This is a genomic window from Chryseobacterium pennae, assembly GCF_003385515.1.
Taxonomy (GTDB): Bacteria; Bacteroidota; Bacteroidia; order Flavobacteriales; family Weeksellaceae; genus Chryseobacterium; species Chryseobacterium pennae.
In genome coordinates, this window is sequence record NZ_QNVT01000010.1 from 74,897 (window position 1) to 89,590 (window position 14,694).

Annotated in this window: 18 protein-coding genes; 8 read left to right on the forward strand and 10 right to left on the reverse strand. The window is 36.1% G+C overall.

All coding sequences use genetic code 11. The annotated features are described in order from the left end of the window. Window positions 1–2: 2 nt before the first annotated feature. The 7 genes from DRF65_RS12110 to DRF65_RS12140 all read left to right on the forward strand — a co-directional run bounded on the left by DRF65_RS12110 (window position 3) and on the right by DRF65_RS12140 (window position 6,332). On the forward strand, window positions 3–881 hold the full coding sequence (locus DRF65_RS12110; protein ID WP_115971021.1) for a heme/hemin ABC transporter substrate-binding protein: 879 nt from the start codon (window positions 3–5) through the stop codon (window positions 879–881). Then, the gene (locus DRF65_RS12115) at window positions 865–1,905 is read left to right on the forward strand and encodes a FecCD family ABC transporter permease (RefSeq protein WP_115971022.1); all 1,041 of its coding nucleotides are present in this window, start codon (window positions 865–867) and stop codon (window positions 1,903–1,905) included. Before DRF65_RS12110 ends, DRF65_RS12115 begins: the two co-directional genes overlap by 17 nt. Beyond that, window positions 1,905–2,678, forward strand: a complete 774-nt coding sequence (locus DRF65_RS12120) for a heme ABC transporter ATP-binding protein (protein WP_115971023.1) — start codon at window positions 1,905–1,907, stop codon at window positions 2,676–2,678. The genes DRF65_RS12115 and DRF65_RS12120 overlap by 1 nt, the downstream gene beginning before the upstream one ends. 2 nt (window positions 2,679–2,680) lie before the next feature. Further along, window positions 2,681–3,331, forward strand: a complete 651-nt coding sequence (locus tag DRF65_RS12125) for a class I SAM-dependent methyltransferase (protein WP_115971024.1) — start codon at window positions 2,681–2,683, stop codon at window positions 3,329–3,331. Window positions 3,332–3,335: 4 nt separating this feature from the next. Further along, complete coding sequence (locus DRF65_RS12130; protein ID WP_115971025.1) at window positions 3,336–4,364, forward strand: hemin-degrading factor; 1,029 nt, start codon at window positions 3,336–3,338, stop codon at window positions 4,362–4,364. 149 nt (window positions 4,365–4,513) lie between these two features. After that, the gene (locus DRF65_RS12135) at window positions 4,514–5,386 is read left to right on the forward strand and encodes a ChaN family lipoprotein (protein WP_115971026.1); all 873 of its coding nucleotides are present in this window, start codon (window positions 4,514–4,516) and stop codon (window positions 5,384–5,386) included. 316 nt (window positions 5,387–5,702) lie between these two features. Beyond that, on the forward strand, window positions 5,703–6,332 hold the full coding sequence (locus tag DRF65_RS12140; RefSeq protein WP_115971027.1) for a peptide deformylase: 630 nt from the start codon (window positions 5,703–5,705) through the stop codon (window positions 6,330–6,332). Window positions 6,333–6,383: 51 nt separating this feature from the next. Here DRF65_RS12140 and DRF65_RS12145 read toward each other — a convergent pair whose 3' ends face one another. From DRF65_RS12145 to DRF65_RS12165, 5 genes are all read right to left on the reverse strand, one after another. Next, window positions 6,384–7,274 carry a chitinase gene (locus DRF65_RS12145; protein WP_115971028.1) on the reverse strand — a complete coding sequence of 297 codons (891 nt, stop codon included), beginning with the start codon at window positions 7,272–7,274 and terminating at the stop codon, window positions 6,384–6,386. A gap of 3 nt (window positions 7,275–7,277) precedes the next feature. Beyond that, window positions 7,278–7,730 carry a hypothetical protein gene (locus tag DRF65_RS12150; RefSeq protein ID WP_115971029.1) on the reverse strand — a complete coding sequence of 151 codons (453 nt, stop codon included), beginning with the start codon at window positions 7,728–7,730 and terminating at the stop codon, window positions 7,278–7,280. A 154-nt stretch (window positions 7,731–7,884) separates the two neighbouring features. After that, window positions 7,885–8,310 (reverse strand): organic hydroperoxide resistance protein, encoded by a 426-nt coding sequence (locus DRF65_RS12155; protein WP_115971030.1) that lies wholly within the window; start codon window positions 8,308–8,310, stop codon window positions 7,885–7,887. Next, window positions 8,311–8,745: a MarR family winged helix-turn-helix transcriptional regulator gene (locus DRF65_RS12160; protein WP_115971031.1), complete on the reverse strand. Its 435-nt coding sequence runs from the start codon at window positions 8,743–8,745 to the stop codon at window positions 8,311–8,313. It abuts the gene before it with no gap. A 30-nt stretch (window positions 8,746–8,775) separates the two neighbouring features. Continuing rightward, on the reverse strand, window positions 8,776–9,408 hold the full coding sequence (locus DRF65_RS12165) for an NAD(P)H-dependent oxidoreductase (protein WP_115971032.1): 633 nt from the start codon (window positions 9,406–9,408) through the stop codon (window positions 8,776–8,778). A 244-nt stretch (window positions 9,409–9,652) separates the two neighbouring features. Here DRF65_RS12165 and DRF65_RS12170 point away from each other — a divergent pair, with 244 nt between their 5' ends. Continuing rightward, the gene (locus tag DRF65_RS12170) at window positions 9,653–10,408 is read left to right on the forward strand and encodes an SDR family oxidoreductase (protein ID WP_115971033.1); all 756 of its coding nucleotides are present in this window, start codon (window positions 9,653–9,655) and stop codon (window positions 10,406–10,408) included. 18 nt (window positions 10,409–10,426) lie between these two features. On the opposite strand, the gene DRF65_RS12175 is transcribed toward DRF65_RS12170, so the two are convergent. The 5 genes from DRF65_RS12175 to trpB form a co-directional block, all read right to left on the reverse strand. Continuing rightward, window positions 10,427–10,738: a hypothetical protein gene (locus DRF65_RS12175; protein ID WP_115971034.1), complete on the reverse strand. Its 312-nt coding sequence runs from the start codon at window positions 10,736–10,738 to the stop codon at window positions 10,427–10,429. Window positions 10,739–10,808: 70 nt separating this feature from the next. Beyond that, window positions 10,809–11,768, reverse strand: coding sequence for a protein-glutamine glutaminase (locus DRF65_RS12180; RefSeq protein WP_123947332.1), 960 nt, complete (start codon window positions 11,766–11,768; stop codon window positions 10,809–10,811). Window positions 11,769–11,972: 204 nt separating this feature from the next. Then, complete coding sequence (lipB, locus tag DRF65_RS12185; RefSeq protein ID WP_115971036.1) at window positions 11,973–12,701, reverse strand: lipoyl(octanoyl) transferase LipB; 729 nt, start codon at window positions 12,699–12,701, stop codon at window positions 11,973–11,975. A gap of 31 nt (window positions 12,702–12,732) precedes the next feature. Further along, the gene (gene trpA / locus DRF65_RS12190; RefSeq protein WP_115971037.1) at window positions 12,733–13,467 is read right to left on the reverse strand and encodes a tryptophan synthase subunit alpha; all 735 of its coding nucleotides are present in this window, start codon (window positions 13,465–13,467) and stop codon (window positions 12,733–12,735) included. 48 nt (window positions 13,468–13,515) lie between these two features. Then, entirely contained in the window at window positions 13,516–14,694 is a 1,179-nt protein-coding gene (gene trpB, locus DRF65_RS12195) for a tryptophan synthase subunit beta (protein ID WP_115971038.1), read from the reverse strand.

A 14,694-nucleotide genomic window follows, 5' to 3' on the forward strand; every position in this document is an offset into this window, starting at 1 on the left:
CTATGAAGAAATTTATCCTTGCAGCTTCTGTTCTTGTCGCAGTGTACTCCTGCAAAAAAGAAGAAGGTGCAAAAAAAGAAAATACAACAGAAGCTTCTTCTGAAGCTCCAAAAAGCAATAATAAAATTGTAACACTAAACAGTGGAATTACAGAAATCGTAAGTGCTTTAGGGCACGAAAAAGAAATTGTAGGAACAGATGTTACCAGTACTTATCCTGCAAGCTTAAAAACGACAGCTGAAAACCTTGGACATGTAAGATCTATAACGATTGAGCCGATTATGGCAGTAAATCCTACTTTAATTCTGGCTTCAGATAAGGATATCAATCCAGAACTAATGGGGAAAATCAAATCATCCGGGATCAAAGTAGATATCTTTAAGCATGAATATACTGCCGATGGTACTAAAAAACTGATTGAAGAGGTAGCAAAAGCAATTGGAAATACAGATTTTAAGAAATTAACTGATAAAATAGATGAAGACCTGAAGCAGGTTCAGCCAATGGCTAAAAAACCTAAAGTATTATTCATCTATGCAAGAGGAAATATGCTGATGGTAGCAGGTAAAAATACCCCAATGGCATCATTGATTAATCTGGCAGGTGGAGAAAATGCAGTGAATGAATTTGAAGATTTCAAACCGTTGACGCCGGAAGCCGTGGTAAAAGCTAATCCTGATGTACTGTTCTTCTTTGAAACAGGATTACAGGGAGCAGGAGGAAACGAAGGTGCTCTTAAGATGCCGGGAGTTTCCCAGACAAACGCCGGAAAAAATAAGAAGATCATCGCAATGGATGGAGGATTAGTTTCAGGTTTTGGACCGAGACTAGGAGAAGCAGTAGTTGGATTAAACAAACTTTTAATTGAGAACACAAAGTAAATTATACTTTTACATGACAATAAGTACCATATTGCTTGTTATCATAGCAGTATGGTCTATTAATACTGGGGTTTACGATTTTGGTGGTAAATCTGCATTTAATGTTTTAGGAAAAGTAATACAGGGAGATTCTGATTTATCATTGAGTGATAAATATGTAGTTTTGGATGTAAGAGCAGCCAGAATTGTTATGGCTATTTTAATTGGAGGAATGCTTTCAGTTTCTGGAACAAGCTTGCAGGGGCTTTTCAAAAATCCTCTGGCAACAGGAGATTTAATAGGTCTTACATCGGGAGCTACGTTATTAGCTGCTATTGCTATTGTTTTAGGTGGACATTTTAAAGAGTACCTTCCTGAAGCCGTACAGTTTTCGCTGGTAGGAATAGCCGCTTTCATAGGGTCTTTTTTATCCATGATGCTGGTATACAGGATTTCAACAAGCGGAGGAAAGACCAATGTTGTTATGATGTTGTTGACAGGTGTTGCCATTACAGCAATAGGTTTTTCAATTACAGGTTTTTTAATATACATTTCAAAAGATGAACAGCTTAGAGACCTTACATTCTGGAATTTGGGAAGTTTAGCTGCAGCAACATGGACGAAGAATATTATTCTTGGGATTGTTATGATTGGAGCGTATATTATTTTACTGCCTAAAGGAAAAGCTTTGAATGCAATGATGTTAGGAGAGAAAGATGCTCAGCATTTAGGAATCAATGTAGAAAGGCTGAAGAAGCAGATTATTATCATTGTAGCATTAATGGTAGGAAGCTGCGTTGCATTTTCAGGAACAATAGGCTTTGTAGGACTTATCGTCCCTTATATTTTAAGATTGTTGTTCAAGTCCAATTATACATTCATCCTGCCTTTGTCTGCAGTATGTGGAAGTATATTACTTCTGACGGCAGATACATTCAGCAGAAGTATTGTAGAGCCCTCAGAATTACCAATAGGGATCTTGACGGCTTTAATGGGTGGACCTATTTTTATCGCTATTTTGGTTAAATTTAAAAAGGCACTGTAATGATTAAGGCACATCAGATTAATTATAAGCATAAAGAATTCCGTATTCTGGATGGGGTAGATGTCTCATTGGAATATGGCGAGTTTTTAGCAATTGTAGGGCCCAACGGAGCAGGAAAATCAAGTCTTCTAAGTGTTTTGGCTCATGAAGTGAAAACTGAAAAGCAAAAAGTCTTATTTAAAGATAAACCCATTGAAGACTGGAATGTAAAAGAACTTTCTATGCATAAAGCAAAATTTTCACAGCATAACAGTAACGATATTCCTCTTGAGGTAAAAGATGTAGTGATGATGGGAAGGTATCCTTATTTTGATGCACAACCCGGAAAAGAAGACCTTGAAGCGATGAATAATAAGATGTATGAAACAGATATTTTTCATCTAAAAGAAAGAGAATATAACTCTCTTTCAGGAGGAGAAAAACAGCGTGTACACCTTTCACGGGTAATGGGACAACTGGAAAATGATATTGCTCACAAACTGGTTTTTCTGGATGAACCTTTGAATAATCTGGATATAAAACATCAATATAAAGCACTGGAAATTATTAAAAATTTTACAAAGAAAGCAAACAGTGCGATTGTTGTTCTCCATGATCTGAATCTCGCTGCTCAGTTTGCAGATAAAATTTTATTAATGAAATCAGGGCAGGTTTCCGCTTATGGAACTCCACAGGAAGTTTTTACAGCAGAAAATATCAGCAATGCTTATAACTTTCCATGTACCATTTGTGACCACCCTATTACGAATAACCCAATGATCATTTTTGGATAACCATGGAAAAAGAAGAACTAAAAATCCTCGCACAGCATCTTGCCAATCCTCAGGGAGAAAAAGGCATAGAGATCGGTGAAATGATGAATGCAACTAACATCAGTATGACATTAGAAAGTATCAGAACTCTTTTGATAGAAGATGATGAAAATATCCTTGAAATAGGACACGGAAATGCTGATCATGTGAAGAGTATTTTAAACCTGGCTAAAGGATTGAAGTACACGGGGATTGATATTTCTGAAACCATGCATCTGGAAGCCAAAAGACTGAATCAGGGATTTGAAAAACAGGCTGATTTTGTTTTATATGAAGGATCAAAATTTCCTTTTGAGGACCAGACCTTTGATAAAATATTTACAGTTAATACCGTTTATTTCTGGGAAAAGCCGGTTGATTTTTTAAATGAAATCTTCAGAGTTTTAAAGGATAACGGAACGCTTGTTTTAACGTTCGTACAAAGACAGTCCATGGAAAAACTACCATTTACAGCCTATAATTTCACTCTTTACAGCAATGATGAAATGGAAGAATTGATTTCCAAAAGCCATTTCAAAAGAATGAGGACTTCTGAAAAAGAAGAAGAAACAAAAAGCAAAACAGAAAACGAAACAATAAAAAGAATCTATACAATTTTAACTATAAAAAAATAAAATAATGAGCATATTAGTTAATGATTTAAAGGAAAAATGGGAAGCTCTGAAAGCAGAAAATCCACATGTAAGAATAAGAAATGCTGCTGCACAGTTTGGAGTAAGCGAGGCTGAATTACTGGTAACCAGTGTAGGAGAAGGAGTAACTGTTTTGAATCCTGATTTTCCGGGAATTCTTACAGCTGCAGAGCAACTGGGAAAAGTAATGGCTCTTACCCGTAATGATGAATGTGTTCATGAAAGAAAAGGAACCTATCTGAACGGAGATTTCAGCAGCCCACATGCACAGCTTTTCGTAGGAGAAGATATTGATCTTAGAATTTTCCTTAATCACTGGAAGTTTGCCTTTTCTGTAGTAGAGGGAGATAAAAAAAGCCTTCAGTTCTTTGGAAAAGACGGATTGGCATTACATAAAATATACCTGACTAAAAAGAGTGAGGAAGCAGCTTTTGATGCTATTATTGAAAAATTTAAAGCCGAAGATCAGAATCAGACTTTCACTTTTGAAGCGGTAGCTCCTAAACAGGCTGAAAAACCAGATGCTGAAATAGATATTGAAGGATTCAAAAAAGCATGGACAGAATTAAAAGATACTCACGATTTCTTTATGATGACCAGAAAATTTGGTGTAAGCAGAACTCAGGCTTTAAGATTGGCACCGGAAGGATTTACTCAGAAAATCGATAACTCAAAAGTAGTTAACATTCTTGAAGAAGCTTCAGAAAAGAGTACACCAATCATGGTTTTCGTTGGAAACAGAGGAATTATCCAGATTCACACCGGAAACGTAAAGAAAACCCTTTGGCACCAGCAGTGGTTCAATGTAATGGATCCTGATTTTAACCTGCATCTTGATGTAACGAAAATTGCAGAAGCATGGATCGTGAAAAAACCTACTGAAGACGGAGAAGTAACTGCTATCGAAGTATTCAATAAAGAAGGTGACTTCATCGTTCAGTTCTTTGGAAAAAGAAAACCTGGAATTCCTGAACTTCAGGAGTGGAAAGATCTTGTAGCAACTCTTGAACAATAATAATTAGATGATTTTTAAGAGGGCCGTTTTGTTTGTAATATTCAAAGCGGTCTTTTTCTTTTAGATTTTGGAAACAATCATAAAGGATTGTAAAACAGTACCAAAATATTATGTAATTTGTGGTTAAATTAAAATATTAAATATAGGGAATGAAGAATATTTTCATAGCGATTTTGCTGGCAGGTTTCTGTTCACTTAATGCACAGAACTTTAAGGCATATCAGTTTTATGACCAAAAAGGAAAAGAAATAAAAACGGATAAATTGGTGAAAGAATTGGCTGATTACGATGTTGTTTTCTTTGGTGAAAATCATAACAGCTCCATCAATCACTGGCTTCAGCTTAAAATAACAGAAGCTTTATTTGAAAAGAAAAGCGGACAGCTTATCCTGGGAGCAGAAATGTTTGAAAGAGATAATCAGGCTCAGCTAAACCAATATCTGACCGGTAAGTTTGATGCAAAAACACTGAAAGATTCTGCCCGTCTGTGGAATAATTACGCAACAGATTATAAACCATTGGTAGATTTTGCTAAAAATAAAAAACTGAATTTCATAGCAACCAATATTCCGAGAAGATATGCTTCACAAACTGCAAAAGAAGGATTAGAATCTCTGAATAAGCTAAGTGATAAAGAAAAATCATATATTGCCCAGCTCCCAATTAAAGTAACATTAGATACTCCGGGATATCCGGAAATGAAGGCAATGATGGGTGATCATGCGGAAGGAACAAAAGTAATGAACTTTATTTCAGCACAGGCTACAAAGGATGCTACAATGGCAGAATCTATCCTTAAAAATATCCAGGCTGGAAAAACTTTCATCCACTATAATGGGAACTACCACAGTAAGGAATTTGGCGGGACGTATTGGTATATCAAACAGAAAAACCCAAATCTCAAAATGGCTGTAATTTCTGTTTTTGAATCTGAAGATCCTGAATTGAAAGTTCCTGCAAAAGATTATATACCAACAGAGTTCAACCTGATTATTCCTGGGGATATGACGAAGACTTTTTAATTTATTTCTCGCAGATCACACAGATATCGCAGATTTTTAATTGTGAAATGTAATTACATACAATTTTACACTAATCTTATTATTATAGGATTTAATTAACAGAATCATATCAAATTCAATAGGAACGGGCTTTAGCCCGTTCTTTTTTATATAAAAATTCCAATGGCTTTAGCCAAAACTTAATAATTGACTTATAGATATTTAACGACTAATAGTAACTTCCAGCATCCCTCTCCCAGCTTCCAGCCTTAAAACTTCAACATAATCACCCATTTTCACCTGACAATCTCTACCTTTGTATAACATTCCAGTCAATATGAAAAAACTATCCATTTTATTTATACTTTTTATAGGATTCTGTAATGCTCAAAAATTCACTCCGGATGAATTGTCCCTTATCAATAAAGGAGATATCAATGCTGCATTGCCAATCTATCAGACTACTGATGATCATCAGCATAAAACTTTGCTGAGCCTTTCCTCAGAAATCAATCCCACTGATCCTAGCACAGCTGTACTTGTAAAAAGAATGAAAGAATCCCTTCTTTCAACGGATGGTGGAGTAGGAATTGCCGCGCCACAAGTGGGAATCAACAGAAAAGTGGTTTGGGTACAGCGTTTTGATAAAGAAGGAACACCACTGGAATATTTTATCAATCCGGTGATTGTGTGGAGATCAGATCTGCAAAATCTTGGACCTGAAGGAGATTTATCAATTCCTGATTTCAGAGACCAGTTTTACAGAAGTAAAGTCATTCAGCTGGAATATGTGGATTTGAAAGGACAGAAATATTCAGAAATCGTAGAGGGCTTCACGGCTGTCATCTTTCAACACGAAATAGATCACCTCTTCGGAATTCTGATTTCTGATAAAAAAGAAAAAGAGAAAAACGATTCCTATAAAAAGGTAGACGCTTATCAGAGAAGCGATTTGAATAAAAGATAGATTCCAGATAATATAATAAGGCTACAGCACACAATGCTGTAGCCTTTTTTATTAATTACCAAATGGTTTTTGAGTGCTGCAGCTGATGTTTTTCCCAGGATCTACTCCAAAATATTGGCAAAAATAACGGTAGTATTCATAGCGGTATTGTGTTTTGGGCTGTGTGGTAGATTGCCCGCATTCGATACCTCCATTGATAATATTGACAGTAGTTCCAAAACCGGGAATTCTTTCGCTTTCTTTGTCCTTTTCTGTAGGCTGCCATTTTCCGGTCATCACATCATGACAGGAGGGTTTGGGAAATTGAGGAGTCATCCAGAACCAGATGGCAGAGGCAAAAGATAAAACATTGTTTTCAGCCAGAAGTCCGGGATTTTTTAAAAGTATATTTTTATCGCCAAACCAGGCTTCACTAAATTGTCCGTAGTTATAATTCCAGCTGAGCTGCTTAGGACCACGACCATAATAAGCTTGTCCTGCTACCGGCGGATAGTTAACCTTAGAAATATCAGTATAATTATTTCCATTTCCCTTATTGTTTTCTTCAATAAAATAAAGTCCCCATTTATAGTAACCTCCCGGAGCATTATCCCAGCCGCCACTTGTTTCCTGAGCGATATTGGCCAGAAATGCAGTAAACTCTCTTTTCTGATCTTCCTGAGTTCCTTCATTCAGAAAATTGGGGAAGTGGGCTGCTGCTTTTATAAATGCCTGATAAGAATAAAAATCCTGATGATTCCTGTTTTTATCCTGGATGTTATTTCTGTTGGGGAACAATAGATTCCACGTTTTAGCATCCAAAAGCCGGTTAATACGTGTTGCTGTTTTAGTATCATTAATCTGTTCCAAAGGGTTTTCCTTCTTTGGTGATTGTGCACAAGACCAGCTGTAAGAAGTCAAAAAAAGACTTAAGGAAAGTATTATGACTGGTAGTGTTTTCATTATTTAATGATAGTGGGTACTTTTCTGATATCTTAAAACAAAATCTTCACCATTTTCATAGTCCACCGGATTTACGAATGAAATAACCCCTATATTGGATTGTAAGACTTCTTTAAGTTTATTTAAATATTCTTCTCCCGTTTCCAGACTTGCATCCAGCGTTAAGCTCATAACTAGTTTATCATCATCAGTAATATTGGCTCCAACCATTATTTTATAACGATTATGAAGGGATTTATTCCAATAAAAAGTTTGATTTAGCCCTTTATTTTCAATAAAATAATTTATCATTTCAATTTCGGTTGTAAATACATAATCTTTATTATTGGGTGGGAAAGTATAATCCGTATTTAATTTTTCATAATCAGGAATGAATGTGTCGAGTACAAGATCAATTATATTTTTTGATTTTTCTCCTGCATAAACCTGACAAACGATATCTCTAACTATTTCCATTTTTATAAATATTAAAGTATAACCTTCACAAATTTAGTATTAAAATATATTCAATCATCTGTATTCATGAGCGAAAATCTGTGGTTAAAAATAAAAATGAGCTGTTTTGAATTTCAAAACAGCTCATTTCAAATATAATTATAAAAAAATTGGATTAATCGTTGTTCGTTACAGAAAGCTTAATCTCAATATTATTTCTTGTTGCATTAGAATAAGGGCAGATCTGATGCGCTTTTTCCGTTAAAGACTGAGCTTCCTCAATAGAAACCCCCGGAACATTAACATCCAGTTCCACAGCCAATCCAAAACCTCCGTTTTCAATCTGTCCGATACTTACCTGAGCTGTAACAGTTGTTTCACCGGTTTTTACTTTGGCTAGACTGATCACTCTGTTTAATGCACTATCGAAGCATGCAGAATATCCGGCTGCAAAAAGCATTTCAGGATTGGTGAAGTCATCATTCGCCCCTCCCAGTGCTTTTGGCATTTTTACTTCAAGATCCAAGACTCCGTTTTCACTTTTTACATGACCATTTCTTCCGCCTGTAGCAGTAACTTTTGTTGTATATAACGTTTTCATTTATTTTTCAATTTTGTTTAATATTTTTAAAACTGTTTCTTTGAGCTCCAACAGTTCTTCAGGCTGTATCCCGATTTTTTCCTGGATCTTACCCGGAATTTCGCAGGCCTTTTTCTGAAGCTGTTTTCCGGCTTCATCTAAAAATACTTCAACAACTCTCTCGTCTTCTTTTTTACGTTTTCTTGTAATAAACCCTTTTGCTTCCAGTCTTTTAAGTAGGGGAGTCAGTGTTCCGCTATCCAGAAACAGTTTTTCCCCGATATGGCTTACAGTAAGACCGTCCCCATTCCATAATATCATCATGACAAGGTATTGAGGATAAGTGATATCCAGCTCATCAAGAAAAGGACGGTATAATCCGGTGATTTCCTTGGCGATTACATACAGCGGGAAGCAGATCTGATTTTCTAGTTTGGGTGTATTTGAAAGTTCCATAAGTTTAAGTACGAAAGATTCGTGAAGGTATTACTTTTTAATGATAAATTCATCCATTGGGATACGCACTTTTTTCATAGAAGACAGCCAGTCATTGGCGTTGTCACGGTATCCAAGGTATAAAAGGCTTACACTTTTCAAGCCTAATTCTTTTAATCCCAATACTTCATCTACCACTTCATTGCTGAATCCTTCTGCCGGTGTACTGTCGATTTTAAGTTCGGCAGCCTGTGCAAGGGCAATACCTAAAGCAATATAAGTCTGGCGGGCAGTGTGGGCAAAGTGCTGCTCAGGAGTTTGTGCTCCATACATTTCTTTGATCTTATCTGTGTAGCTTCCAAAACGTCCTCTTGGAAGATCTCTTACATCGGTATGATGATCGTATACTTTATCGATTTTTTCATTGGAGTAGCTGTCCCATGCAGCAAAAACTAAAACATGAGAAGAATCTCTCATTACTTCAGGGTTTAAAGCCCCTGCAACCATCTTATCCTTTAATTCCTGATTTTCTACAACAATAATACGGAAAGGTTGCAGTCCTGATGAAGTTGGAGCCAGTCTTGCTGCTTCCAGAATGGTGTTTAAATCTTCGTTTGATACTTTTTTAGTTGGATCATAAGCTTTTACAGCATGTCTCCAGTTCAGGTTTTCTATTAATGACATTTTTTTTATTTTAAATTAAATTACTTGGCAATTATCGAGTTCCAAATTTTACTTTGTGATCAATTAACTATGCAAATATATAAACAATTAAATTGTGTGCAATTTAATTTTGAAAGATTTTATTGATGACTATTATTTATTTTATAAAATGGATAGGAATAGGTTTTATGTTTTTCGCATGTTTCGGATTTTTTTACATTATAAGGATTCCAATCTTTGCTATAGAATTTTAAACTTAAAAACAATGCAGAGATTTAAAAACAAAACAGCAATTATTACTGGCGGAACGAACGGAATGGGTCTGGCTACCGCTCAGAAATTCATAGAAGAGGGGGGAAGTGTTATTATTACCGGGCGAAGTAAAGAAACGGTTAACAATGCTTTGGAAAAATTAGGGGAGAATGCTTTTGGTATTGTTTCCAACGCAGGAAATATGAAAGACTTACTGGATTTACAGCAAGAAGTAAGAAAGTATACTGAACAGATTGATGTTATTTTTGCTAATGCAGGCTATGGGAAATTTGCCCCAGTTGAAAGTGTAGATGAAAATCTTTTTGATGAACTGTTTAATGTATTGGTAAAAGGGCCTTTTTTCACTGTTCAGCAGCTGTTGCCATTGATGAAAACAGGAAGCTCGGTCATTTTTAATACTTCTGTGGCTACGGAGATTGCGATGAATAGCTTTTCAGTATATTCTGCTGCAAAATCAGCAGTGCAGTCATTTATTAAAACATTTGCTGTAGAGCTTACAGAACGTGGAATTCGTGTGAATGGAGTAAGCCCGGGTCATATCAAAACTAATATTTTTAACAATACAGGCTTAGCTCCTGAGCAAATTGATGCTGCAGTTCAGGATATTATTCCTACAATACCTTTTAAAAGACAGGGCGATCCTGAGGAAATTGCCAATGTAGTTCTGTTTCTTGCTTCGTCTGAAGCTTCCTATATTCATGGAACAGAGATCAAGGTAGATGCCGGAATTTCTGTAATAAGACCATAGATGAAAGTTTGAAGAAGATTATTTCACTTCATTGATTTCTTTGACCATATTGGTTTTATTTTCAATACCTATATTGTAGGTTTTACCTTTTTTAAAACTTAGATTAGCCTTTTCCATCAAGGTTTTATAGTCAGAAGACTTTTTTGAAATATAAAAAACCTGAGCACTTATTCCAATAGCTACACGTACAACTTCTTCCGGTTTGTCCGGATCTTCAAGAATATTATTGATGGTAGCATTATTATACCAGGTTAATTTCTGGGATTCTGATTTAGAGGAGCAGGAAGTAATCATGGTAAACAGTAATAATAAATAAGTCCAGGTTTTCATAATAATAAAGGATTGGGTAAAAAGCTCCTGCAATATATAAATTAATGCAGGAGCTCTATAATAAAGTTAATTAGAATCCGCAATGTGCTGTACTAGGTACTGGCGCTGAACAGCCTGAAAGAGCTGAGAAAGCAGTTAATGTACAATTGGTATTTACCAGATTGTTATCATATAATAAAGAACCTGACGGACTTCTGTAATAAACGTTTCCAGCTGTATTGGCAAAAGAAGATACAGAAGTGGAACCACAGGTTGAATTGGTGCAGGCAGCTCTCCATGCAACATCCGTTATAGGTCCCGTTGAGTTTAGAGAAGGATCAATAATTCTTTTTTCAACCACGCCAGAAGCGTTTTTAAAGCTTACCAGAATAGCAACGTGATATACCCATGATACACAGCAAGTCCCGGTAGAAGCTCTTAGGTTACCATATACAAATTGTTTTTCACATTCATATCCGGCATTGTTTAAGATCTGTCTCATTTTGTGCGCTCTTGCATAGCATCCGTCTACAGGATATCTGAACGTGATACAAGGAGAAGACGCCGTAGAAGTTCCGCAAGACTGATTTTTGATCTGCGTAAAGAGACTGTTGAGAGTCGCCAGATTAGGGATAACACTGGTTAATTTTCTGGATACTTCATTACCTGATTTTTCTTCTTTTGTTAAAGTAGATTTAAAGAAACGGATGTCTTCCTGTGTCGGGCTTTCTACTTTTGCAATTTCATTAGAATTGGCTTTAAGAAAAACGTGAACAGGAGATTCGTTTTTTACAGCCTGGGTGATCATAGAAACATAAGCTTCGTTCTCCTTAGTGTCTTTAATTTCATAAGGCTGAGCAGAAAGAATAAAGGAAACTTTAAATTTTCCATCTTCTTTGTCAATTCCTACCGGAACAGTTCTGCCGAAGTCTTTCATGGTGACTTCCTTAGATTGTGAATTCATGGTTTCCTGATTCGCATTGGAATCCGAACAGGAATTGATGGATAGTACTGATACAAATACCATCATGGATAGCAAAAATTTTTTCATAGTTCTCATATTTTGGTGGTTAATGATTTTTACTAAATAGCATTTTGTTTATTCACTATTTAGTGATAATAAAATTATGAAAAATTTAAATATGAGCAAATTTTTTTTGAAAAAAATGATTTGTATTTCATTTTTATGAATGATATTCATAAAAAATCCCCATGTATTGGTTACATAGGGATAATATATTGTAGGATATTAAAACTATTTGTAGATCAATTCAGCCTGAAATACATCTGTAAAATGTTTTCTGATTTTGGCTTTTACATCTTCCATTTCTTCTGGAGTGAGCTCTCTTTCAAGCTCTCTTTTTAAAGAAGTAACCTGTTTATCTTTAATTCCACAAGGAATAATGTATTCAAAGTAACGCATATCTGTATTTACATTGAATGCAAAACCATGTAAAGTTACCCATCGGGAAGCTTTTACTCCCATTGCACAGATTTTTCTGGCATAAGGTTTTCCCACATCCAGCCATACACCGGTTTCTCCAGGAGAACGTTCCCCTTTCAATCCGTATTCACCAATAGTTCTGATGATTACTTCTTCAAGATTTCTCATATATAAATGAATATCTGTAAAGAAATTTTCAAGGTCCAGAACAGGGTAGCCGACAATCTGGCCATAGCCATGATAGGTGATATCTCCGCCACGATTGGTTTTTACATAGGTAGCTTCTATCTCCTTCAGCTTATCAATTCCGGCCAGCATATTTTCTTCGTGCCCGCTTTTCCCTAAGGTATACACATGAGGGTGCTCTACAAAAAGAAGGTGGTTTGGGGTGGTAATATGTTGTTCTTCAGGCAGGTCGCGGTTCTTTATCTTGGTATCAATAATACTCTTCATCAGTTGTTCCTGATAATCCCAAGCGGGCTGATATTCTTTAATACCTAAATCTTCAAATTCTACTGCTTTATTTTGATTTGTATTCATTTCAATTTTTGATATACAAATTTAGTGAATTTTAAGCTTTTATGGAATGGATAAAATCTATAGCACTTTTCTTCCAATCTTTATCCTGAAGCAAAACATTTACAAAGGCTGTTCCGATAATTCCGCCATCAGCTTTTTCGGTTACATTTTCAAAATCTTCCTTTGATTTTATCCCGAAACCAATCATCACCGGGTTTTTAAGAGGAAGATCAGCCAATCGTGTCAGATAGTTTTCATTCTTTAGAACAGTGTTTTCATTTCCTGTGGTAGAAGATGAGCTTACTGCATATAAGAATCCTGAACTTAAAGAATCCAGATACTGTATTCTTTCATCTGAAGTTTCCGGTGTTACCAGAAAGGTGAAATTAAGATTATATTTTTTCAGAATATGCTGATAGTTTTTCTCAAATTCGATAGGAGGAAGGTCAGGAAGGATAAGTCCTGAAACTCCACTTTCTGAGCATTCCTTACAGAATTTTTCAAAACCAAAACTCAATACAGGATTGATATAACCCATTAAGATTACCGGAACTTTTATGTTATCTTTTATGGTTTTTAACTGAGAAAGAAGTTTCTCAATAGTCATTCCATTTTGTAATGCAAGCTCATGAGCCTTTTGAATAACAGGTCCGTCTGCTACAGGATCAGAATACGGCATTCCAATCTCAATCATGTCCGCTCCTGAGTCCTGGATGAGTTTTATAATGTCCGCAGTATCTTCCAATGCTGGAATTCCTGCTGTGAAGTATATATTTAGTTTTTTCATTTCTTTATTATATTAATGTGGGAGAACTTTAAATAATGAACTGTACACTTATAAGTTTTTAAGGTAGGTTTCCATATCCTTATCTCCACGGCCACTTAAGCAGATGACAACGATATCTTCTTCGTTGAATTTTTTCTTGTCTAAAACCGCCAAAGCGTGAGAACTTTCCAGAGCAGGGATAATTCCTTCCAGTTTAGTCAGTTCAAAAGCACATTTTAAGGCTTCATCATCATTAATGCTGAAAAACTCCGCTCTTTTTTCTTGAAATAAGTTGGCATGAAAAGGCCCGATTCCCGGATAATCAAGTCCCGCAGAGATGGAATGAGGTTCAATAACCTGCCCGTCTGCAGTCTGCATCACAAGACTTTTGCTTCCATGAAGTACACCAAGCGTTCCTAAGAAAGTAGTAGCAGCAGATTTTCCAGAGTCAACTCCATGACCTCCAGCTTCAGCAGCGATAATTTTCACCTCTTTTTCATCTACAAAATGGTAAAATGTTCCGGCAGCATTGCTTCCACCGCCTACACAGGCAATTACATAATCAGGATTTTCTCTCCCGATTTTCTCTTTAAGCTGTTCTTTGATCTCCTTTGAAATGATACTCTGAAATCTTGCCACAAGATCTGGGAAAGGATGAGGTCCCACCACACTTCCAATCACATAATGGGTCGTAACAGAATTGTTGATCCAGTCTCTTAAAGCTTCATTTACGGCATCTTTCAGTGTTTTAGATCCTGAAGTGGCTGGAATAACTTCTGCACCCAGCATTTTCATTCTGGCTACATTGGGAGCTTGTCTTTGGATATCGATTTCTCCCATGTACACGATACATTCAAGACCAAGCAAAGCACAGGCTGTAGCAGTCGCCACTCCATGCTGTCCGGCTCCGGTTTCTGCAATAATTCTTGTCTTTCCAAGACGCTTTGCAAGGAGAACCTGCCCTAAAGCATTATTGATCTTGTGGGCTCCGGTATGGTTAAGATCTTCCCGTTTTAAGTAGATCTGTGTATTGTATTTGTTACTTAAGTTTTTAGCAAAGTACAATGGGGTTGCTCTGCCCACATAATTTTTAAGAAGATCCTGATATTCATTCTGAAAGTCCTCCGACTCAATGATTTCAAGATAATTCTTCTGAAGTTCTTCTACATTCGGATAAAGCATTTCGGGGATAAAAGCTCCTCCAAATTCTCCATAATATCCATGTTCATCAGGGTTTTTATAATTCAT